The sequence below is a fragment of the Thioclava indica genome, from assembly GCF_000714545.1.
Taxonomy (GTDB): domain Bacteria; phylum Pseudomonadota; class Alphaproteobacteria; order Rhodobacterales; family Rhodobacteraceae; genus Thioclava; species Thioclava indica.
Window position 1 is genome coordinate 194920 of the sequence record NZ_AUNB01000001.1, and the last position, 23042, is coordinate 217961.

21 protein-coding genes and 1 pseudogene are annotated in these 23042 nt (G+C 60.9%); 4 read left to right on the forward strand and 18 right to left on the reverse strand.

Annotated elements, in window-relative coordinates; translation table 11 throughout:
* Positions 1-48: 48 nt before the first annotated feature.
* A complete protein-coding gene (locus DT23_RS00955; RefSeq protein WP_038127270.1) occupies positions 49-1293 on the reverse strand; it encodes a sarcosine oxidase subunit beta family protein in 1245 nt (414 codons plus the stop codon).
* Positions 1294-1490: 197 nt separating this feature from the next.
* On the opposite strand from DT23_RS00955, the gene ccmI reads away from it, so the two are divergent.
* From ccmI to DT23_RS00975, 4 genes are all read left to right on the forward strand, one after another.
* Entirely contained in the window at positions 1491-3032 is a 1542-nt protein-coding gene (ccmI, locus tag DT23_RS00960; protein ID WP_081846868.1) for a c-type cytochrome biogenesis protein CcmI, read from the forward strand.
* Positions 3033-3043: 11 nt separating this feature from the next.
* Positions 3044-3499, forward strand: a complete 456-nt coding sequence (gene ruvX / locus DT23_RS00965) for a Holliday junction resolvase RuvX (RefSeq protein WP_420804670.1) — start codon at positions 3044-3046, stop codon at positions 3497-3499.
* A complete protein-coding gene (locus DT23_RS00970; RefSeq protein WP_038127273.1) occupies positions 3499-3729 on the forward strand; it encodes a DUF1289 domain-containing protein in 231 nt (76 codons plus the stop codon). The genes ruvX and DT23_RS00970 overlap by 1 nt, the downstream gene beginning before the upstream one ends.
* Before the next feature lie 83 nt (positions 3730-3812).
* Positions 3813-4832 carry an NAD-dependent epimerase/dehydratase family protein gene (locus DT23_RS00975; protein ID WP_038127274.1) on the forward strand — a complete coding sequence of 340 codons (1020 nt, stop codon included), beginning with the start codon at positions 3813-3815 and terminating at the stop codon, positions 4830-4832.
* 13 nt (positions 4833-4845) lie between these two features.
* Here the strand turns inward: DT23_RS00975 and DT23_RS00980 are convergent, their stop codons facing one another.
* The 17 genes and pseudogenes from DT23_RS00980 to moaA all read right to left on the reverse strand — a co-directional run bounded on the left by DT23_RS00980 (position 4846) and on the right by moaA (position 23035).
* Positions 4846-5286, reverse strand: coding sequence for a YtoQ family protein (locus DT23_RS00980; protein WP_038127275.1), 441 nt, complete (start codon positions 5284-5286; stop codon positions 4846-4848).
* Positions 5287-5349: 63 nt separating this feature from the next.
* Complete coding sequence (locus DT23_RS00985; RefSeq protein ID WP_038127277.1) at positions 5350-6726, reverse strand: aminotransferase family protein; 1377 nt, start codon at positions 6724-6726, stop codon at positions 5350-5352.
* A gap of 160 nt (positions 6727-6886) precedes the next feature.
* Positions 6887-7876: pseudogene (locus tag DT23_RS00990) on the reverse strand (thiamine pyrophosphate-binding protein).
* Between the two features lie 103 nt (positions 7877-7979).
* Positions 7980-9452: a MocR-like pyridoxine biosynthesis transcription factor PdxR gene (gene pdxR / locus DT23_RS00995; RefSeq protein WP_038127278.1), complete on the reverse strand. Its 1473-nt coding sequence runs from the start codon at positions 9450-9452 to the stop codon at positions 7980-7982.
* 81 nt (positions 9453-9533) lie between these two features.
* Positions 9534-11198 (reverse strand): Na/Pi cotransporter family protein, encoded by a 1665-nt coding sequence (locus DT23_RS01000; protein ID WP_240473512.1) that lies wholly within the window; start codon positions 11196-11198, stop codon positions 9534-9536.
* Positions 11199-11250: 52 nt separating this feature from the next.
* On the reverse strand, positions 11251-12027 hold the full coding sequence (locus DT23_RS01005) for a DeoR/GlpR family DNA-binding transcription regulator (protein WP_038127281.1): 777 nt from the start codon (positions 12025-12027) through the stop codon (positions 11251-11253).
* A gap of 221 nt (positions 12028-12248) precedes the next feature.
* Positions 12249-13301, reverse strand: a complete 1053-nt coding sequence (locus DT23_RS01010) for an ABC transporter ATP-binding protein (RefSeq protein WP_038127282.1) — start codon at positions 13299-13301, stop codon at positions 12249-12251.
* 8 nt (positions 13302-13309) lie between these two features.
* On the reverse strand, positions 13310-14146 hold the full coding sequence (gene ugpE, locus DT23_RS01015; RefSeq protein WP_038127701.1) for a sn-glycerol-3-phosphate ABC transporter permease UgpE: 837 nt from the start codon (positions 14144-14146) through the stop codon (positions 13310-13312).
* 41 nt (positions 14147-14187) lie between these two features.
* A complete protein-coding gene (gene ugpA, locus DT23_RS01020; protein WP_038127283.1) occupies positions 14188-15069 on the reverse strand; it encodes a sn-glycerol-3-phosphate ABC transporter permease UgpA in 882 nt (293 codons plus the stop codon).
* Positions 15070-15129: 60 nt separating this feature from the next.
* Positions 15130-16443, reverse strand: coding sequence for a sn-glycerol-3-phosphate ABC transporter substrate-binding protein UgpB (gene ugpB / locus DT23_RS01025; protein ID WP_038127284.1), 1314 nt, complete (start codon positions 16441-16443; stop codon positions 15130-15132).
* A gap of 292 nt (positions 16444-16735) precedes the next feature.
* Positions 16736-17038 (reverse strand): hypothetical protein, encoded by a 303-nt coding sequence (locus DT23_RS01030; RefSeq protein WP_038127285.1) that lies wholly within the window; start codon positions 17036-17038, stop codon positions 16736-16738.
* 228 nt (positions 17039-17266) lie between these two features.
* Complete coding sequence (locus tag DT23_RS01035) at positions 17267-18742, reverse strand: NAD(P)(+) transhydrogenase (Re/Si-specific) subunit beta (protein WP_038127286.1); 1476 nt, start codon at positions 18740-18742, stop codon at positions 17267-17269.
* 13 nt (positions 18743-18755) lie between these two features.
* Positions 18756-20330, reverse strand: coding sequence for a Re/Si-specific NAD(P)(+) transhydrogenase subunit alpha (locus tag DT23_RS01040; RefSeq protein WP_038127287.1), 1575 nt, complete (start codon positions 20328-20330; stop codon positions 18756-18758).
* A gap of 287 nt (positions 20331-20617) precedes the next feature.
* Complete coding sequence (locus DT23_RS01045) at positions 20618-21055, reverse strand: methyltransferase family protein (RefSeq protein ID WP_038127288.1); 438 nt, start codon at positions 21053-21055, stop codon at positions 20618-20620.
* A gap of 21 nt (positions 21056-21076) precedes the next feature.
* On the reverse strand, positions 21077-21538 hold the full coding sequence (locus DT23_RS01050; RefSeq protein ID WP_038127289.1) for a hypothetical protein: 462 nt from the start codon (positions 21536-21538) through the stop codon (positions 21077-21079).
* A 61-nt stretch (positions 21539-21599) separates the two neighbouring features.
* Positions 21600-22031, reverse strand: coding sequence for a hypothetical protein (locus DT23_RS01055; protein WP_038127290.1), 432 nt, complete (start codon positions 22029-22031; stop codon positions 21600-21602).
* Positions 22028-23035 (reverse strand): GTP 3',8-cyclase MoaA, encoded by a 1008-nt coding sequence (moaA, locus tag DT23_RS01060; protein ID WP_038127291.1) that lies wholly within the window; start codon positions 23033-23035, stop codon positions 22028-22030. The genes DT23_RS01055 and moaA overlap by 4 nt, the downstream gene beginning before the upstream one ends.
* Positions 23036-23042: the final 7 nt, after the last annotated feature.

Here is a 23042-nt window from a genome sequence, read left to right on the forward strand (position 1 = left end):
CCGGACCCCCGCGGGATATTTTCGTCAAGAGGAAGAGGGATTGCGTCATCAATGCGCCACCCCTGCGGCCACGGATTCGTCGATGAAGCGGCCCTCTTTGAAGCGGTTGAGGTTGAATTCTGCCGCCAGCGGAGAGTAGCCGCACGCGATCAGTTCGGCCATCGCAAAGCCCGATCCGGGGATGGATTTGAACCCGCCGGTTCCCCAGCCACAATTGACGAAGATGCCTTCGACCGGAGTTTTGGACAGGATCGGAGAGCGATCGCCGGTCATATCCACGATACCGCCCCATTGGCGCAGCATCTTGAGGCGCGAGATGATCGGGAAGGTCTCGACCAAGGCGCGGGTGGTTTCCTCGACATGGTGCCATGATCCGCGTTGGGTGTAATTGTTGAACCCGTCTGTGCCGCCGCCAATCACCAGCTCACCCTTGTCGGATTGCGACAGGTAGCCATGCACGAGATTGGCCATGACCACGACGTCAATCGCGGGTTTGATCGGTTCGGAGACCCAAGCCTGAAGCGCCACGGATTCGATGGGCAGGCGGAACCCCGCCATCTCGGCCAGCACCGAGGAATGCCCCGCAACGACAATGGCGAGCTGCTCACAGTCAATCTCGCCGCGCGTGGTGGTGACGCCAGCCACCTTGTCGCCTTGGCGGCGGATGCCCGTGACCTCGGTCTGCTGGATGATATCCATCCCCATGTTCGAGCAGGCGCGCGCGTAGCCCCAAGCCACCGCGTCATGGCGCGCGGTGCCGCCGCGTTCCTGGTAAAGCGCGCCCAGAACCGGATAGCGCGGCCCGTCGATATTGAGGATTGGCACCAGTTCCTTGACGCGCTCGGGCGTGATCCATTGCGTCGAGACCCCTTGCAGCCCGTTGGCATGCACCGTGCGCTGATAGCCGCGCCGCTCGTGTTCGGATTGCGCCAGCATCAGCAGGCCGCGCGGCGAGAACATCACGTTGTAATTCAGATCCCGGCTTAGGCCTTCGTAAAGTTGCAGCGCCTTGTCGAAAATCGCCGCCGAGGCGTCTTGCAGGTAATTCGAGCGGATGATCGTGGTGTTGCGCCCGGTATTGCCCCCGCCCAGCCAGCCCTTCTCGATCACCGCGACATCGGTGATCCCGTGCACCTTGCCAAGGTAATAGGCCGTCGCCAGCCCATGCCCGCCGGCGCCGACAACGATCACCTTGTAGCGTTTCTTGGGTTCGGGGCTGCGCCATGCGCGCTCCCATCCCGCGTGATAGCGCATCGCTTCGCGCGCGACGGCAAACATCGAATAGCGTTTCATGGGCGGCCCTCGGCAACAGATCTTGCGACTCTCATCTGCCTTTGTGATGGACTGCGCGCCCCTTTGACAGCCCCCCCGATGCGGCATTGCGCAGAAAAAAGCGACATCAGGCTGCGACATCGCGCTCCATCCCGGCGCTGGGGGCTTTCGGGCAGCGTGTTTCTCGCCTAGATGGGAGCGCAAGGAGAGGAAACGCCATGCTGTTCTGGATTATCGCTGCCGCGCTTGTCGCGATCATTATGCTGCTATTTGCACTTGCCGTGATGCGCGGGGGGGCAAGCGATCAGGCCCCGGCTGCCTCTTATGATGTGCAGGTGTACCGCGATCAGCTGCGCGATATCGAGCGTGATGTCGAACGCGGCGTGACCTCTGCCGAGGAGGCCGAGCGCGCCAAGTTGGAAATCTCGCGCCGGATGCTGGAAGCCGACCGCAAGGCGCAGGCTGGATCAGACACCTCGCGCGCGCCCCAAGGGGCAATGATTGCGCTGATCGTGGGGGGCGTTGCGCTGGTGGGCGGGACGTTCTGGCTATATGGCCGCATGGGCGCCGAGGGCTATAGTGACCAGCCGATTGCCGAGCGCTATGCCTTTGCAGACAAACGCTATGACAGCCGTCCGACGCAGGAAGCCGCCGAGAAAATGGCCGCTGCGCGCCAGCTTGATCAACCCAAACCCGATCCGAAATTCGTCGAGTTGATGGCGAAGCTGCGTGAGGCTGTTGCAAAAAACCCGAATGATCCCAAAGGCTTGGAGTTACTAGCGCGCAATGAGGCGGCGATGGGCAATTTCGACGCCGCTTGGCAGGCGCAGCAGCGTCTGGTGGCGTTGAAGGGTGATGCGGCCAGCGCCAATGATTACGCGCAATTGGGCGAGATGATGGTCGTGGCGGCAGGCGGGTTGATCACCCCCGAGGCCGAGAAAGTCTTTGCCGCAGCATTGCAGAAAGACCCCGAGAACGGGCTGTCGCTTTATTATATCGGTCTGATGATGGCGCAAAATGCGCGTGAAGATCGCGCGTTTCGCATTTGGGACGGCTTGCTGCGCAACTCGCCCGACGATGCGCCTTGGGTGCCCACGATCCGCCAGAACATCAGCGAATTGGCGTGGCTTGCAGGCGAAAACGACTACACGCCGCCGATGCCGAAGGACGTTGGACCAAGTCAGGCCGACATCGCGGCGGCGGCCGATATGACCCCGGCAGAGCGTCAGGATATGATCCGCGGCATGGTCGGCCAGCTTAATGATCGGCTCGCCCAAGAAGGTGGCAGTGCGGATGACTGGGCGCGGCTGATTTCCTCGTTGCGGATGCTGGGTGAGGTCGAGCGAGCCGATGCGATTTACGGCGAAGCGAAGGGCAAGTTTGCCACGCGTCCCGAAGATATGGCCAAGATCGACGCCGCCCATCAGGCCCCGGCGGGCAAGGCGCTTGCAGATGCGCCCGCCCCTGCGGCCCCGATGATGCCCGGCCCCGACGCCGAGCAGATGAAAGACGCCGCCCAAATGAGCCCCGAGGATCGCCAGCAGATGATTCAAGGCATGGTTGACGGGCTGTTTGACCGCCTCACGACCGAGGGTGGCACGGCGGCGGAATGGTCGCGGGTGATTTCCTCGCTAGCGACTTTGGGCGAAAAGGACCGCGCGGTTGAGGCATGGGGTGAGGCACAGCAAGCGCTGGCCGATGCCCCCGCAGGTCTGGCGCAGGTTCAGGCGGCGGCGCAGGCGGCCGGGTTGTCACAGTGATCTGCCCCGACATGATCGACTTCGCCGCGCAACTGCCGCGTGCAGGCGCGGTGGCGGGTCTCGATCTGGGCACGAAAACGATTGGCGTGGCGGTGTCGGACGGGCTGCGATCCGTCGCGACGCCCCTGCTGACGGTCAAACGCAAGAAATTCGGTCTGGATGCGCAGGCGCTGCTGGCCATCGTGGCCGAACGCGAGCTGCGTGGGCTGATCTTGGGCTTGCCGATGAATATGGACGGTTCGGAAGGGCCGCGCTGTCAATCGACGCGGGCGTTTGCGCGCAACCTTGAAAAGCTGACCGATCTGCCCATTTCGTTCTGGGATGAGCGGTTGTCGACCGTAGCCGCCGAACGTGCAATGCTGGAGGCCGATCTGTCACGCGCCAAACGTGCCGAGGCGATTGACCATGTGGCGGCGGCGTTCATCTTGCAAGGGGCGCTGGATCGGCTGCAGTATTTGGGGGCGTAATGAGCGACGAGGTCTGGAAACGCGACGAGGTCGAAAGCCCCTGCGTCAAGCTGTGCCAGATCCACCCGCAAGAGCGGCTGTGCATCGGCTGCCTACGCACTATGGAAGAAATCGGTGCATGGTCGCGCCTCAGCCCCGAACAGCGCCGCGAAATCATGAATGAATTGCCCGCCCGCGCACCGCGTTTGCAACAGCGTCGTGGCGGGCGCGCGGCACGGCGCGAGAGCTGATCGGTTTCACCAAGTTGCCGCGTTGAGCCCGCCGCCTGCCCGCCCTATAATGGCGCGCGCTCTTTTTGAAATGGAATACCCTCATGGCTGCCAAACGCGTTCTTGTCACCGGTTCTGCCGGGTTCATCGGCTATCATCTGTCCAAGCTTCTGCTGGCGCAGGGCGTGCGCGTGCATGGCTATGACGGGATGACCGATTACTACGAGGTTACGCTGAAACAGCGCCGTCAGGCGATGCTGATGCAAGACCCGAATTTCTCGACGACCGAGGGGATGCTGGAAGATCGCGAATTGCTGGATCGGGTCTGCGATGACTTCGCCCCCGACGTGATCGTGCATCTGGCCGCGCAAGCGGGCGTGCGCTACAGCCTTGAAAATCCGCGCGCTTATGTCGAGACCAATGTCGTGGGCACGTTCAACGTGATGGAGGTCGCGCGCCGTCTTGAGGTCGGGCATTTGCTGATGGCCTCGACCAGTTCGGTCTACGGGGCCAACACCGAGATGCCCTATCGTGAGACCGACAAAACCGACATGCCGCTTACGATTTATGCCGCGACGAAAAAAGCGACCGAGGCCATGGGCCATTCCTATGCGCATCTGTGGAACATTCCGACCACGATGTTTCGCTTTTTCACCGTTTATGGCCCCTGGGGGCGCCCCGATATGGCACCCGCCAAGTTCACCGATGCGATCCTCGCTGGTCGCCCGATCGACATTTATAACCACGGCGAAATGTATCGCGATTTCACCTATGTTGAGGATCTCGTGCGCGGGATTGCCTTGCTGATGGATGCAGTTCCGGTGCGCCCCGACAGCCCCGAGGATATCGCCGAGGGCGACAGCCTGTCCCCCGCCGCCCCTTACCGTGTGGTCAATATCGGCAATTCCGACAAGGTGAAGCTGCTTGATTTCGTCGATGCGATTGAGACCGCTATCGGCACGCCAGCGATCCGCAATTACATGGACATGCAAAAGGGCGACGTGCCCGCGACCTGGGCCGATGCCAGCCTGTTGCGCAGCCTGACCGGGTATTGCCCGCAGACCGGTTTCCGCGAGGGGGTTGAGCGCTACGTGGCGTGGTATCGCGACTATTACAACCGCTAGGCCACGCCTACGCCTAAAGCGTGCCCGTCAACACATAGCGCAGCGCGCGCGCAACCTGATCGGGCGTGCGCGCAACGGCATTGGCGGCCGCGTCCACCTCTTTGAGCGCATGGTCGTGATCATCGGGTTGCAGCACGATAATCGGCTTGCCCAGCGCCGCCGCATAGCCCGCATCAAAGGCCGCGTTCCACTGTTTGTATTTCTCGCCAAAACACACAACCAGCACGTCACAGCCCTCAATTCCGCGCCGCGTGCGGATCGCATTTAGCGCAGCGCCCTTGCGGTCATGCCAGAACTTATCCGGCTCGGCCCCGAAAATCTCGACCCCGCAATCATCCGAGGCCGCGTGATCGGTGACCGGGCCGGACCAGTCAATTTTCAGCCCCTTGCACGCTGATTTGACGCTTTCGCGCCAATCCGTGTGAATCTCGCCCGAGAGATAGACTTTCAGCATTGTGCTTCCTTTCATTACCCTCGGGCAAAATGGGGCGGGTAACCGCGCAGTGCAAGCCCGCGCCTAGCCAAACACCCGACCCAGCGCGCCATCCACAGCCGTTGTGATCGCGTCGATGTCATCGGGCGTCGAGATCAGCGCGGGGCTGAAACATAGCGTGTTGTTAAAGCCGGGAAGCGAGCGGTTGGTCATACCGATGATCACGCCCTGCGCCATGCAATCTGCGACCACAGCCGCGACGCGTTTTTCATCGGCAGGCTCTTTGCTCGCGCGATCATTGACCAGTTCCGCGCCACAAAACAGCCCCTTGCCGCGCACATCGCCGATCACCGCGTGACGCTCCATCAGCGTGTGCAGATTGTCCATCAGCCGCGCGCCCATCCGGTTGGTATTCTCCAGCAGGTTCTCGTCCTCGATGATGCGCAGGTTTTCCAGCGCCGCCACCGGCCCCGAGGTACAGCCACCAAAGGTCGAGATATCGCGGAAATAGCCCAGCGGGTCGCTGTCATCCTTGAACATCTCAAACACCGCCTCAGTCGTGACGGTGCAAGAAATCGCGGCATAGCCCGAGGCCACGCCCTTGGCCATCGTCACGAAATCGGGCTTCACCCCGTAATTCTGATAGCCAAACCACTCGCCAGTGCGCCCGACACCGCAGACCACCTCGTCAATATGCAGCAGGATATCGTATTTGGCGCAGATTTCTTGCACCCGCTGCCAATAGCCTTCGGGGGGCGTGATGACGCCGCCGCCTGCCGTCACGGGTTCCAGACACAGCAGACCGATCTCGTCGGGGCCTTCGCGCAAGATCACCTCTTCGATCGCATCCGCCGCGCGGCGTCCGTAATCCTCAACATCCCATTGCGCGCGATATTCCAGACAATGGGGCACCTCGATAAATCCGGGGGTAAAGGGGCCGTATTGCTGTGCGCGCTGGGGCTGACCGCAGGCCGCAAGCGCGGTGATCGTGGTGCCGTGATAATCGCGCTCACGATAGAGGATCTTGGTTTTGCGCCCGCCATGCTGCTTATGACCGATCTGGCGCACCATTTTGAAGACCTTCTCATTGGCCTCCGATCCCGAGTTGGCGTAATAGACCCGGCTCATCCCCGGCATTTTTTCGACCAAACGTTCTGCAAACAGCGCGCCGGGAATAGAGCCAGCAGAGCCTGCGAAATAGTTCAGCTTCACCAGTTGATCACGCACCGCATCGGCAATGCTTTCGCGCCCGTAGCCCACATTAACCGTCCAGACACCGCCCGAGACGCCGTCGAGAAATTCCTTACCCAACGCATCCCACAGCCGCATGCCCTTGCCCTCGACCATCACACGCGGGTCGATGCTCTCGAACGGTTTGTGCTGCGTAAGGTGATGCCAGACGCGCGCCTTATCGGCTGCGATCACATGGCTCAGATCGTTTGAGGTCAGGTTCTTGTTCATGGGAATCGCTCCACAAAGGGGGCCGCGGGACGCGGCGGATCAAGCTTTGATCTTTCCGCGCCGCTGCGAAACTGCGTAGTGCCAATTGCGCGCGCCCGATAAGGCCAGTTTCGCAAATTGCACCGGCGCGGCACGGATCGCCGCGCCAAGGCAGCGCCCCTTAGACGTCGGTTTGCGGGCACATATCAGCCGCGCTGATCCCCGCCACTGCAACGGGCTTTTTCATCGCGTCGCGGCGGAACGGCTCGCCTAATTCCTGGTTGATAAGCACCTCGATAAAGGTCGTCTGACCCTGCGCCTGCGCCTTGATCGCGCCATCCAAGGCAGATGTCAGATCGTCCATCGTTTGCACCTGCACCCCCTTGAGGCCGCAGGCATTGGCGATTGCGGCATAGCTGACGCCCTCGTTCAACTCTGTGCCCACGAAATTGTCGTCAAACCACAGCGTCGTGTTGCGCTTTTCCGCGCCCCATTGGTAGTTGCGCAAAATCACCATCGTGATTGCAGGCCATTCCTTACGCCCGATCGCCGTCATCTCGTTCATCGAAATGCCGAACGCACCATCGCCCGCATCACCGACAATGCCCACCGCCACCGGCTTGGTCAGCCCGATCCGGTCGGGGTTGAGATCGACCTGAATGATCGCGGCGTCCTTGGGCCAGTCATCAATGCCATAGCCCGGCAGGGTCGAGAACGGGTTCAGCCGAGCGCCCAGCGCCAGCACGACATCGGCCTTGGCGATCAGCTCCATCCCGGCCTTAGACCCGTTATAGCCCAGCGGCCCGGCAAAAAGCGGGTGCAAGCCGGGGAACGCGTCATCGTGCTGATAGCCACAGCAGACCGGAGCCGCTTGCGGCGTGACCAACAGCAGCGGCGCGTGGTTCCATTAAGCGGTTTTCACGGGCGTGACGAAATTGGTGATGCCGGGTCCGTTTTGCGCCACCATCATCGACATCTTGCCACTGGCACGGGTGAACCCGTCAGCCATCATCCCCGCATTGCATTCATGCGCGCAGTCCCAAAATGGGATGCCTGCCGCAGGGAACAGATCGGAAATCGGCATCATGGCCGAGCCGATAATGCCAAAAGCATGTTCAACCCCATGCCGTTGCAAGGTTTTGACAAAGGCCTCTTCGGTTGTCATCTTCATGGCTTAGGCTCCTCGGGGTCTTGTTTGAGAGGGCGCTACACGCCCCCGCTTTGCAAGATTTATGACGTGGCGCATCCGCGCTGATTTGGGCCAGACCTGACGCCTACCTAAGTCCAGTTGCGGCGATTTCTTGGGCGATCAACGCGATGCCCTCGGGGATGCGCGCGTTGCGGATCGAGGAATAGGCCAGGCGATAAAACGGGCAATCGCCCTGCGCGTCATCAAAGAACGCAGCCCCCGGTTCAATCAACACACCGCGCGCGGCCAGCCGATCCGCCAGATCGCGGGTATCGATGCCCTCGGGCGCGCGCATCCAGAAACTCGATCCACCAAACGCGCCCTGCCCCGCGACCTGCAAGCCCTGCGCGGTGATCGCCTCATCCATCGCCATGCGGCGACGGCGATACGCCTGATGCAGCCGGTTAACCAACGCATCGTAGTGCCCCAGTGCCAGAAAATAGGCCGCCGTGCGCTGCACATGGCCGGGCGGGTGGCGCAGCACAGTGGCACGCAGCGCGCGGGCCTCGGCGATGAAGGGCTCGGAGCCCACCAAGAACCCCAACCGCAACCCCGGAAACAGCGATTTGGAGAACGAGCCGACATGGATCACCCGCCCCTCGCGATCGAGCGATTTCAGCGACGGTGAGGCGGCCTTGAGAAAGGACATCTCGAACTCATAATCATCCTCAACCACGACGAAATCACGCTCTGATGCCAGCGCCAACAGCCGCTCACGCCGCGCGCGCGGCATCGTCGCATTCGTCGGGCATTGATGGCTGGCGGTGGTGAAAACGACATCGACATCGTCGGGTAGCGCCTCGGGGGGAAGGCCGTCTTCATCCACATCGATCTGCACGCTACGACAGCGGGTCTGGGTCAGCACGCTGCGCAGCCCCGGATAGCAGGGGTTTTCCAGCGCCGCGGTGCGCCGCGCGTTCAGCAACACTTGCGCCGATAACCACAGCGCATTTTGCGCCCCCAGTGTCAGCAATATCTGGCGCGGATGGGCTGTGATCCCGCGCCGGGGCAGAATGTTGCGCGCGATATATTCGATCAGCATCGGGTCGTCATGCTCGTAATAATCGCCCGCCATCACATCGAAGTCGCGCTTGCCCAGCGCACGCAACGCGCAATTCCGCCAGTTCTGATGATCGAACAATTCGGGGTCGGTTTGGCCATACACGAACGGGTAGTCATAGCTGCGCCAGTTCTGCGCCCTGGGATAGCTACGCTGGCCGCTAAAGCGCTCCCCCGTCACGCGCGCCCAATCCACGCTGTCGGTTTGCGCACCCGACGGGCGGACAAACTCGGGCTGGCGCGGCGCAGTGTCTGAGACGAAATAGCCCGAGCGCCCGCGCGATGTCAGATAATCATCGGCCACCAGTTCGGTATAGGCCAGCGTCACGGTGATCCGGCTGACGCCCAAATGCGCGGCGAGCTTGCGGCTGGAGGGCAGCTTGTCACCTGCGCGAAAGCGACCCTCAAGGATCCCCTCGGCGACCATCTGCTGAATACGCTGTTGCAACGTGCCGCTTTGATCGGGAGCAAGGAAAAAGGTCTCGGCAGGGACTGTCATTTCTGGACCTAAATTGTGCGGAAAACTGGACTGACGGCATTTAGCCGCCATCGCCCTGCCCGCGTCAAGCCAAACAGGCCGCTACCTGCGATGGGCAAGACGACTGCTTAGCAAATCGCCGGTTTCCGACAGGATCGGCGTGGCAACGGTGGCAAACGACGTGTTCACCTGCTTGAGCGCGCGCAGCGTTTCCTGATGGATATTGCTGGTCTCGATGCTTTCGCCCGAACCCTCATGCAGGCGCATCAGATGGGCGCGTTGCAGGCGCTGTTCCAGCGCGCGGATGTCATCTTTCTCCTCGACCAACTCGCGCGCCTCATCGGGGTTCTGCGTCATCATCACACTCAGCGCGAGTTGCACATTGGCCAGCACACGGTCATGGAAATCGCTGATCTCTTTCCAGCCTTGCTCGGAAAAACGCACGCCCTCATGGTCAAGATTACGCGCCAAAGTGACCATGTTGCGCGAGATCATCTCGGCTGCGGCAGACAGGTTGGCGGCATTGCTCGACAGATCCATCGCGCGCGTGCTCGTCTCATCGCTCAGCACCCCTTGATTGAGCTTGGCGAGATACAGCTTCACCTCCATCAAGGTCTTGTTGGCAAGCTTTTCATCCGCCGCCATCCGCGCGGCCAGCACGTCATCCCATTGCACAAACAAGGGCGGCACAGCGCGCAGCATCGCCTCGGCAATCTCGCCCATATGCACCACCTCACGCGCCGCACAGGTCAGCGCGCGGTCCGGATTGGACAGCGCCGCCGCGTCCAGCGCACTTGCGGGGCCGATCCCGGCATTCGGGTCCAGACGGGGCGGCATTACCTTGGTTATCAGCCGCGTCACCAGCCCCGTCAGCGGCAGCGCCACTAGCGCAAGGCCGATGTTAAACGCCAGATGCAAGTTGATGACCTGCTGCGCCGGACTGTTGCCAAGCCAGCTTAGCGGCAGATCAAGTCGGCTCAGCAAGGCCAGCAAAATAATCGCGCCCCCACCGCGCAGGGCAAAATTCGCAACGATCATGCGGCGCGAGTCGATCTCGGCAGCCAGCGTTAGCATGAAGGCAATGAACGTACCGCCCATATTCGCGCCCAGCACCATCGCCACCGCCGCTTCGGGGGGCAATAGACCTTGCGACACCAACGTCACGAACAGCAACACCGCCGCCACGCTGGAATGCACAACCCATGCAAAGATCGCACCGATCACAAAGGCTGTCACCGTATCGCGCGCAAGATAGGCCATCACATTCGCCGCGCCCTGACTATCCACCAGCGGCGTCGTCGCCTCGCGGATCATCGCAAGCGACGCAAATATCAGCGCCAACCCGATCAGGATCCGCCCGGTCTGACGGATGCGGCGCTGATGGCCGCGCAGGAACATCACCACGCCAACCAGCAACAAAAGCGGCAGCAAGAAGGTCTGGCGCAACAACAAAAGCTGCGCCACGATCGCCGAGCCGACATCCGCGCCCAGCAAAATCGCCAGCCCCACGCCCGCCGCAATCGTGCCGCGCGCGACGAAATTAGACACAAGCAGCGCCACCGCCGTCGAGCTTTGCAGCAAGATCGCAGTGCTCATCCCCGAGCCTGCCGCCAGAAACCGGCTGCGCGAGGACCAGCGCAACCAGCGGCGCAACGGCATGGAAAACGCACGCTCGACCCCGGTGCGCACCAGACGCACCGACCAGATCAGCAGCGCCGCCGCCCCCGCAATATGCAGGAAAAACATCGGGATATTCGCGTTTTCCAAAGCTTGTCCTTTCTACTCGACCGCGCCCTTTTCGGGCTTGTCTTTTCGCCCCTTACGGACGCGTCCCCTGCGCCACAATCACCTCTCCGCCCGCGTCTTGAAACGCCGCGCGCGTCTCTTTCGGGGGGGCGGCTTCGGTCACGAGGCGGTTGATCTGGCTCAGCGGGCAGACCGCAAACGAGGCCAGCGCGGTGAATTTCGAACTATCGGCCAAAACCGTCACGCTATTGGATTGCTCGACCATCGCGCGCGCGATTTGCGCCTCTTCGATATTGTAATCCATCGCCCCGCTGCGCGCATCCAGCGCCCCCACCGACAGCACCGCATGATGGGCGCGAAAGGCGCGGATCTGGGTGATCGCCATCGTGCCAACGCATTGGCTGCTATCGGCGCTGAACTCACCGCCCAACAAGAACGCCCGACTGCCGCTATTGGCACCGGCAATCACCCGCGCGATCTCGGTCGAGTTGGTGATAATCGTCAGCCCGGCCATGGCGGCAATCGCCTCGGCAAACATCAGCGTCGTCGAGCCGGTATCGATGAACAGCGTCTCACCGGGCACAAACAGCCCCGCCGCCGTTTTCGCGATCTCGATCTTGGCATCGACAAAATCGGACAGGCGCTGCTTGAACGGCCCCTCGGCCATCACATGCGGCATCATCGCACCGCCATGCACCTTCAAGATCTTGCCGCTTTGCGCAAGCTGGCTCAGATCGCGCCGGATCGTTTCGCGCGAGGCATCAAGCTGGCTCGCCAGTGCATCGACCGAGACCTTTTCCTGACGTCGCACCAGTTCAATCAGCTTGGCCTGGCGTTTCTTAATCTTCACTGCGCATCACCGACATTGCCCGATTTTGTCATTCTTCTTATCAATACAGTCATTGATTTTGTGTTATATGTCACAATTTGCCCGTTTTTCAAGCAGCTTTCCACGATTGCGCACCCATGCGCTATCGCAAGCCACGCTGAAACGCGCGCTTCGCGGCGGCGACGGGGTTCCCGGTTAGCGCGCGTCGGCAATCCGCTCACGGGTGGTGGACAGCACGGATCTTACTCAATCCGCGCGCCACTTTTGCTATCGAAGAAGTGGAAATGCGCGGGATCGGCGGTGAGATGCATCACCTCGCGCCCGGCCCCGCTGCGATGCACACCCGGCAAGGCAGCGGTCATCGCCTGACCCGATTCGACAAGCGCGCCATGCAGCAGCGTATTGGCACCCAGCGGCTCGGCCAGATGCACCTCTAGCGCGATGGGGCCTTGCGGGTCGGGGCGCAGATGCTCGGGGCGGATGCCAAAGCTGACGGGGCCATCGGGCAGCGCGCATTGGCCCAGCACCGCATCGCCCAGTTTGATCTGCCCGCCCTTGATTTGGGCTGGCAGGATATTCATCGAAGGGCTGCCGATGAACTGCGCGGCAAAGACCGTGACGGGGCGCTCATAGACCTCCAAAGGCGTGCCGATCTGCTCGGCCACGCCCGCATTCATCACGATCATCCGGTCGGCCATGGTCATCGCTTCAACCTGATCATGGGTGACGTATAGCGCGGTGATGCCTAGCTTGGCCTGCAATTCGCGGATCTCGACACGCATCTGCACGCGCAGCTTGGCGTCAAGGTTCGACAGCGGCTCGTCAAATAGGAAAACCGCCGGTTCACGCACGATGGCGCGCCCCATCGCCACGCGCTGACGCTGCCCGCCCGAAAGCTGTTTTGGCTTGCGATCCAGCAACTCGCCCAGTTGCAACAACGCCGCCGCCTGCTCGACCTTGGCGTTGATTTCGGCCTTGGGCAGGCGCGCGATTTTCAGCCCGTAGCCCATGTTCTGGCGCACCGACATATGCGGATAGAGCGCGTAATTCTGAAACACCATCGCGATGTCGCGATCCATCGGCTCGATTTCGTTGACACGCTTGCCGCCGATGCGCACCTCGCCCTCGGAGACGCTTTCCAGCCCCGCGACCATGCGCAGCAGCGTGGATTTCCCGCAGCCCGAAGGCCCGACGATCACGATGAATTCGCCATCCGCGATTTGCGTGCTGACGCCGTGGATCACCTCGGTCGAGCCGAAGCGTTTCTTGACGTTTTCCAGGTCTACCGTTGCCATTGCCTGTCCTATTTCTCGCTATCCACAAGCCCGCGGATGAAGAGTTTCTGCATCGAGATCACCACGATCACCGGCGGGATCATCGCGAGGATCGAGGTCGCCATGATCACCGGCCAATCCGCGATATCATCGCCCGAGGGGAACATCTGCTTGATGCCCATCACGACCGTGTTCATCGAGGGGTCCGTGGTGATCAGAAGCGGCCAGAGATATTGGTTCCAGCCGTAAATAAAGAGAATGACGAAGAGGGCCGCGATATTGGTGCGGCTCATCGGCAGCAGGATATCGACGAAAAACCGCATCGGGCGGGCACCATCGACGCGGGCGGCCTCGGCCAGCTCATCAGGCACTGTCAGGAAGAACTGGCGAAACAAAAACGTCGCCGTGGCCGAGGCAATCAACGGCAGGATCAGCCCCGAATAGCTGTTGAGCATGCCAAAGCCCGCAATCACCTGATAGGTCGGCACGATGCGCACCTCAACCGGCAGCATCAGCGTGATAAAGATCAGCCAGAAAAAGAAATTCCGCCCCGGAAAGCGGAAATAGACAATCGCAAAGGCCGACAGGATCGAGATTGCGATCTTGCCCACAGCAATCCCCATCGCCATCACCAGCGAGTTCAGCAGCATAGTCGCCACCGGCACGTTCACGCCCGAAAATAGCGCGCGTTTGTAGTTGGTGAGGAACTGGTCGCCCGGCAGTAGCGGCATCGGCGGATGGGTGATCGCGGCTTGCGGCACGGTCGAGGCCACAAAAGCCAGCCAGATTGGGAAAAAGATCACCAGCACGCCCAAAATCATCAGCACATGCGTGAACCACAGCCCACGCCCGCGCTTTTCGACCATGCCGGCGGGCGGCTCTTTGACGGGGTTGGAGGTGCGCGCCATCAGTAATGCACCCGTTTCTCGACGAATTTGAATTGCAGCACCGTCAGCAGCCCCACGACCAGCAGCAAGATCACCGATTGCGCGGCGGAAGATCCCAGATCCTGCCCGACGAAGCCGTCGGCATAGACCTTATACACAAGGATCGTTGTGGCCTGTTGCGGCCCGCCGCCGGTGATCGTGTGAATGACGCCGAAGGTTTCGAAAAACGAATAGACGATATTAACCACCAGCAGGAAAAACGTGGTCGGCGACAGCAGCGGCAACACGATCGTAAAGAAGCGCCGCCAGAACCGCGCGCCATCAATCGCCGCCGCCTCGATCACCGATTTCGGCACGGCTTGCAGCGCGGCAAAATAGAACAGGAAGTTGTAGCTGATGCGCCCCCAGGACGAGGCCACCACGACCAGCCCCATCGCCTCGTTCTGGTTGAGAACATAGTTCCAGTCATAGCCGAGCAAGCCGAGATACCACGCCACAATCCCGATGCGGGTGTTGAACATGAACAGCCACAGCACGCCCGCAACCGCAGGCGCCACCGCATAGGGCCAGATCAGCATGGTGCGATAGGCCCCTGCCCCTTTGACCAGCCGATCCGCCAGCACCGCCAGAAACAGCGCCGGGATCATCGAGACCAGCGTGACCAGAGTGGAAAACACCGCCGTCGTCAGGAAAGAGGCGCGGTAATAGGGATCGCTGAGCAGATATTCGAAATTGCCCAAGCCCACATATTGCATCGACAGCCCGAACGGGTCGGGAATGAACAGCGATTGCCAAACAGCCTCGCCCGCGGGGTAGAAAAAGAACACTCCCGAAATCACCAATTGCGGAGCAATCAGCAAAAGCGGCAACAGCCAGCCCTTGAAGGTGACGCGTTTTTCCATTCCGGCCTCGGCAAAAGGACATCGCGGGCAGCGTTGATGCCGCCCGCGACAAGGTTGGTCTTAACGGTTAGCTTGCTCAAAGCGGCGCAGCAACTGGTTGCCCCGCGTCACCGCCGTATCAAGAGCGTCTTGCGCCGATTTATCCCCCGACCACACCGCTTCGAGTTCTTCGTCGATGATGGTGCGGATCTGGTCGAAATTGCCAAGGCGGATGCCCTTGGAATTCTCGGTCGGCTCTTTGGCGGTCATCTGGATCACGGCAACGTCGGTGCCCGGATTTTCCTTGTAGAAGCCCTGCTCACGCGTCAGGTCTGCCGCGGCCTTGGTGATCGGCAGATAGCCGGTGTCCTGATGCCATTTCGCCTGCACGTCGGGCGAGGACAGGAAGTTCAGGAATTCGGCCACGCCTTTGTAATCCTCAGCCGGCTTGCCTTCCATCACCCAAAGCGAAGCCCCGCCGATAATGGTGTTTTGCGGCGCACCTTTGACATCGGCCCAGTAGGGCAGCGGGTGGACTTCAAAGTTGAACTTGGCTTCGGCCTTGATGCCCGCGTAGCCCGCCGAGCTTTCGGTGAACAGCGCACAGGAGCCCGAGCGGAAATCGGCCCCGCCTTCGTTGCGACGGCCCTTGTAGATGAACTCGCCCTTCTTGGCCCAATCGCCCAGCGTCTGGATGTGTTTGACCTGCACGGGGCCGTTGAATTCCAGCTTGGCATCCAGCCCGCCAAAGCCGTTTTCCTCACTGGCAAACGGCACGTTGTGATAGGCCGACAGGTTTTCAAGCTGGATCCAGCTTTGCCAAGCGGTCGTCATCGGGCAATCGACGCCCGCAGCCTTGAGCTTATCAAGCACCGGACCGATATTCTCCCACGTGCTCAGATCAACATCCTTGGCCACGCCCGCCTTGTCAAGCAGGTCACGATTGACCCACAGCACCGGCGTTGACGAGTTGAATGGCAGCGACAGCATCTTGCCATCGGTCGTGGTGTAATAGCCCTTCACAGCGCCGATATAATCGTCGGAATTGAACGGAACGCCGGCCTCTTCCATCACCTGATAGACCGGCTTCACCGCGCCCTTGGCGGCCATCATCGTGGCGGTGCCAACCTCGAACACCATCAAGATATCGGGCTGCTCGCCGGCACGAAACGCCGCGATCCCGGCATTGAGCGTTTCCGAGTAGTTGCCCTTGTAATTCGCCACGACCTTATAGTCGCTTTGGCTGGCGTTGAATTGTTCAACCTGCGCATCCACCAGCTCGCCCAAGCGCCCGGTAAACGCATGCCAGAACTGGATTTCGGTCTGCGCGAAAGCCGCGAATGGCGTCAGCAGCGTCGAGGACGCGACCAGCGCGCCCAGTGCAAAATTCTTCATGTTATCCTCCCAGTGGGTAGCGTGATTTGATTGGCAATTCATGCTCTTGCGACCAAGCTGGCCGCGCACGCTACGCTCCCTAGTCTGCTTGTGTAACAGTGCGATTACAAGTCCGTTATGTCGCGTGGATTGTTGAAAAATCGGCGCGGACGACCTTGCGATTCAGACCTGCAAAGGTCTTGAACGCTTGTGCGCCCTGCAAACATCAGGCGTGAATTTCCTCAATCGCGCTCAACGGCCTCTCAAAGGTTGGCCTGCAAGCCAGGACATTGCGACGTAATGCAGGCGCGACTTAATGGCTGTGGCCGCATTTCCCGTCACCATTGGCCATGCGCCAAGTGATCATGGAGAGCAAACAGGCTTGGCCGGGATCTTGGGCATCGCGGATCCGGCTCATCATGGTTGCCCAGTCTTCCTCGGGTGCGCGGTTTGAAAAATCGGCAACCGCCAATCGGGCATAGGTGGCATGGTCCAAGCCTTCGGCCTCGGCGGCCTCACCCAGAGCAGCCCAAATTTCGGGCTCAGCGGGGGCCAGCCAGTCTTGGATACCGTTGCCGGAATTGCGCGCGGCGGTCAGAACTTCACCTAACGTCATGACATTGTCTCCACCAGCTTGGCACATCAATTTGATGAACCATGAAGGCGTCAACCGGCACTGTCAATTCTGAACGCTGTCGCATGGGTGGCACATTCCAAACAGGAGTATGGCTGTTTCTTGAACAGGTTAATTTTGATGCGAAAGTCAGCATCACCACGCGTTCACGCCCCAAACGCAAAAGGGCGACCCGAAGGCCGCCCTTTGCATATCTTCCGGCTTCCGCGATCAGTCGATCATCGGCAGCAGCGTATTCACCGACTCCTTAGCATCGCCATAGAACATCCGCGTGTTTTCTTTGTAAAACAGCGGGTTCTCGATGCCCGAATAGCCGGTGCCTTGGCCACGTTTGGATACAAACACCTGTTTCGCCTTCCACACCTCAAGAACCGGCATCCCCGCGATGGGCGAGTTCGGATCTTCTTGGGCGGCCGGGTTCACGATGTCATTCGAGCCAATGACGATCACCACATCCGTTTCCGGGAAATCATCGTTGATCTCATCCATTTCCAGCACGATATCGTAGGGCACTTTCGCCTCGGCCAAGAGCACGTTCATATGCCCCGGCAGACGCCCGGCGACCGGGTGAATGGCGAAACGCACGGTCTTGCCTTGGGCGCGCAGCTTGCGGGTCAGCTCGCTGACCGCCTGCTGGGCCTGCGCCACCGCCATACCATAACCGGGCACGATGACCACGCTATCGGCCTCATTGAGGGCCGCGGCCACCCCATCGGCGTCGATTGCGATCTGCTCGCCCTCGACCTCCATCGCGGGGCCGGTGGTGTTGCCAAACCCGCCCAAGATCACCGACACGAACGAGCGGTTCATCGCCTTACACATGATGTAGCTCAGGATTGCACCCGACGAGCCAACCAGCGCACCGGTGACGATCAGCAGATCGTTGCCAAGGCTGAAACCGATCGCCGCCGCCGCCCAGCCGGAATAGCTGTTGAGCATCGAAACGACCACCGGCATATCCGCGCCGCCGATCCCCATGATCAGGTGATAGCCGATGAAAAAGGCCAGCAGCGTCATCAGCAGCAGCGCCCAGACCCCAGCCCCGTTCAGGAAGGCAATCAGCAGCAGAACCGAGCCAATCGCCGCCCCCGCATTCAGCATATGGCCGCCCGGCAGTTTCTCGGCTTTAGAGCTGAGCTTGCCTGCCAGCTTGCCAAACGCCACAACCGAGCCGGTAAAGGTCACCGCGCCGATGAACACGCCAAGGAACAGTTCGACGCGCAGAATCGACAGCTCGACCGGCGTTTTATGCGCCAGAAGGGCTGCAAAGCCACGCAAGCCCCGTTCATGCAGCGCCGCCGCGATGCCCGCCTCGTTCAGCGTGCCCGACAGTGACGCCTTAAGCGCCATCACATTGGCCATCTCAAGATAGGCGTTATAGCCCACAAACACCGCCGCCAGACCGACGAGCGAGTGCATCGCGGCCACCAGTTGCGGCATTTCCGTCATTTGCACGCGATTTGCCACGAACCAGCCGATGATACCGCCCGCTGCGATCATGACGACCGAGATCAGCCACAGACCCGAGCCGGGGCCGATCAGCGTAGCGACAACCGCCAGCGCCATGCCCACGATGCCATACCAAACGGCGCGCTTGGCGCTTTCCTGGCCCGAAAGCCCACCCAGCGAGAGAATAAAGAGAACTGCCGAAACAACATAGGCAGCGGTCGAGAATCCGGTTTCCATTGTCTCGGCCTCCTTACGATTTCTGGAACATGGCAAGCATGCGCCGCGTGACCATGAAGCCACCGAAAATGTTGATCCCGGCCATAAAGACCGACAGCGCGGCCAGCACGATCACCAGCCAGCTACCCGACCCGATCTGCAACAATGCGCCCAGAATGATGATCGACGAGATCGCGTTGGTCACAGCCATCAGCGGCGTGTGCAGGCTGTGCGCGACGTTCCAGATCACCTGGAAGCCGATGAAACAGCTCAGCACAAAGACGATGAAGTGCTGCATGAAACTGGCGGGCGCAATCAGCCCCACGCCCAGCAGCAACACCGCGCCGACACCCAGCAAAGTCACTTGGTTCTTGGTCTGCGCCTTGAACGCGGCGACCTCGGCAAAGCGGCGCTCTTCGGGCGTCAGTTCCTTGGGCTTTTCGGTCGGTTTCTTGGCCGCGATTGCCGCGATCTTGGGCGGCGGCGGCGGGAAGGTGATTTCACCCTGATAGGCCACGGTCGCGCCGCGGATCACGTCATCTTCCATATTATGCACGATCACGCCGTCTTTTTTCGGCGTCAGATCGGTCATCATATGGCGGATGTTGGTGGAATAAAGCGACGAAGATTGCGACGCCATCCGGCTGGGGAAATCCGTGTAGCCAACGATGGTCACGCCATTGTCGGTCACGATTTTCTCGTCCGGTTTGGTCAGTTCGCAGTTGCCGCCGCGTTCCGCCGCAAGGTCAACGATCACCGAGCCGGGCTTCATCGCCTCGACCATATCCTTGGTCCACAGCACCGGGGCATCGCGGCCCGGAATCAGTGCGGTGGTGATGACGATGTCCATATCGGGCGCAAGTTCGCGGAACTTCTTGAGCTGGGCTTCGCGGAACTCGGGGCTGGAGGGGGCAGCATAGCCACCTGTCGCAGCGCCGTCCTGCGCGGCCTCTTTGAAATCGAGATAGACGAACTCGGCGCCCATCGATTCAATCTGCTCGGCCACTTCGGGGCGCACATCGAACGCGAAGGTCATCGCGCCAAGCGAGGTCGACGCGCCAATCGCGGCCAGACCCGCCACGCCAGCACCAACCACCAGCACCTTGGCCGGCGGCACCTTGCCCGCTGCGGTCACCTGACCGGTAAAGAAGCGTCCAAAGTTATTGCCCGCCTCCATCACCGCGCGGTAACCCGCGATATTGGCCATCGAAGACAGCGCATCCATTTTCTGCGCGCGCGAGATACGGGGCACCATATCCATCGCGATCACATTCGCGCCGGTCTTTTCCGCCGCCTTGAGCAGCTTTTCATTCTGCGCGGGGTAGAAGAACGAGATCAGCGTTTGACCGGGCTTGAGGCGTTTGACCTCGGCATCGGTGGGCGGGCGAACCTTAACGATGAAATCCACCTCTTTGAACAGCGCCGCAGCCGTCTTGATGACGGTGACATTGGCGGCCTCATAGGCGGCATCGGTAAACCCGGCCTTCAGGCCTGCACCGGTTTCGATGAAGCATTCATGGCCCAGCTTTTGCAGCTGCAACGCCGAGTCTGGCGTCATTGCGACGCGTGCTTCACCTTCGAAAATCTCCTTTGGAGCTCCGACTTTCAATGTAACTCCCCCTTGGATAGCGACCCGCATTCTTTGTGATGCGCGGGCCCGGAATCTGGCGATGCCCTGAATAACACTGCGCAATAATGTTTCACAAGCACCGAGTGCCTTTAAAATGTTCTTATTGCGTTGGCGGGGTGGCGCGACATAAATGTATACAATCGCACACCAATCGCGAGGCGGATTTCCGCCCTAAAATCAGAGTTTTAGCTTAGGTCGCAGCGAATTAGCGATGCAAACCAGCGTTTCAGCTTTTTGCGCCCGCAGCAATTGGTCGCGCCCCGCACTCAAAGCCAGCGGCGCACCTGCGCGCGGTATTCGTGAAATTGCGCACCAAAATGCGCGCCGATCACCGCCTCTTCACCGATAATGAAACGCACGGTAATCAGCCACATAAAAGCAGGCACCAAGGGCAGCGCGAGGGCGGCATTCCACCACAGGCACAGCCCCGTCAGCACCAGTGCATCGCCCAGATAAATCGGATTGCGCGTCAACGCGAACGCCCCCGAGGTCACCAGATCGTTCGGGTCGCGGCGCGGAACGAATGTGGTGTGATGCAGCACCATCTGCCCCGCAGCCACCACCATCAGCACCAGCCCCATCCCGATCAGCGCGCCGCCAAACAGCCGGTCCAGCGTGAACACAATCGGCACGGCCTGCCCAATGCCCCACGCCATCGCGGCAAATAACGCCAGCCATAGCGGCGGAATGTCGATTTCACGCAATATCTCGATCCTTCCGCGCGATTACAGGCGATACACAGTCAGTTCAGGCAGCTCTGTCAGCGGCACCTCCAGCAGGCGCAATGCGGGCAGCGAGACCTCGGACCCTGCCCCCGCCGGTTTGCCCGAGGGGATCAGCGTCACCTTGGCCGATTTTCCGGTTTTCGGGTTCTCGATACGGCCTTTCCTCTCGACGCTGACAAGCCCGGTGCGCATCCAGAACCCCGGATCGGTGGGATCGCCAAGGCTGGCAATGGTCGCGCCCAGTTTGGTCTCACCCGAGGCGGGTTTCTGCGCAGCTTCGGCGCGTTGCGCGGCCGTGGTGGTGTCCAGCGCTGCGGCGTTGGGTCCGCTCGGTTTGGGCAGCGGCATCGCGGTTGCAGGCGTGCCCGATTGCGCCCCCGGCGCGGGCGCTTTGCGCGTGATCCCAAGCTGCGCACAGCCCGCCACGGCCAGAACCAGTCCCAAACCTATCAACGCCCGCATGATATATCTCCTCTAAACTTCGTATTAACCTAGCTGATCGGCGCGCCGGGGAAAATGCCCCTCACCCCTTATTCAAAGCGCGCAGGGCCTGACGAAACGCAAGAATACTGAGCAGCGCAAGCATCGGCGTGACGAAGGGCTCATAAATCAGCGCGCCAAAGGCCTCACCGGCCAGCCAGCTTCCGCCTTCTGGCGCAGGAAAGCCTGCGCCCACACGATCCGCCACCCAATACCAGCCCAGCGCGAACATCAGATAGCTCATGAGCTTGAACGGCCACGGCCCTGAAAACGCAGCCAAAACCGCCAGAGGCACAATCAGGATCGCGCTGCGACGCAGGCAATCGGTGAGAACGGACATCGGGGATGGGTCGAGCGCCGCCATCGCCGCGTTTGGCGCAAAAACGATTTGCACCCAGATCGAAAGCGCTACGATCAGCGCGCCAATCAGCCCCGTTACGCTCGCGCGCAGCACCCGAGAGCGGCGCGCACTCATCCGCCGGTATGGCTCATGTGGCGGGTCATCTGCCCGGCGACGGTCTGGCGCGAATAGTCGAAATCATGGCCCTTGGGCTTGCGCGAGATCGCCCCGCGGATTGCCTCGATCAGCGCCGCGTCATCGCCGCTTGCGCGCAGCGGAGCTCGCAGATCGGCATTGTCTTCTTGGCCGAGACACATGAACAGCTCTCCGGTGCAGGTCACGCGCACACGGTTGCAATTTTCACAGAAATTATGCGTCAGAGGCGTGATAAAGCCGATTTTTTGTTGAGTTTGTGCAAGTCGGACATAGCGCGCAGGGCCGCCGGTGCTTTCGCTCAGCTCCTCAAGCGTGAAGCGTTCGGCCAATCGGGCGCGCAAATCGGACAGCGGCCAATATTGATCAAGGCGCATCTCCTCGCCCATCTCGCCCATCGGCATCACCTCGATAAAGGTCAGATCGAACCCCTCAGCGGCGCACCAATCGACAAGGTCAAACAGCTCGTCCTCGTTGAACCCCTTCAGCGCGACGGTGTTGATCTTGACGCGCAGCCCCGCGCGCTTGGCCGCCTCAAGCCCTGCCTTGACCTGATCAAGCCGCCCCCAACGGGTGATGGCAGCGAATTTATCCGCGTCCAGCGTATCGAGCGACACGTTGATCCGTTTGATCCCGAGTGCTGCAAGATCGGGCGCGAATTTCGCCAATTGCGAGCCGTTGGTGGTCAGCGTCAACTCATCCAGCGCACCGGTTTCCAGATGGCGCGAGATGGTGGCGAAAAACGTCATGATGTCGCGGCGCACCAAAGGCTCGCCGCCGGTGATGCGCAGCTTTTTCACGCCCAAACCGATGAAGGTCGAGCACAGCCGATCCAGCTCCTCCAGCGTCAGCAACTCTTTCTTGGGCAGGAATTGCATGTGCTCGGCCATGCAATAGGTGCAGCGAAAGTCGCAGCGGTCGGTGACCGAGACCCGAAGATAGGAAATCGGGCGGGCGAACGGGTCGATGAGGGGCGCGTGATCCATGGGTTGA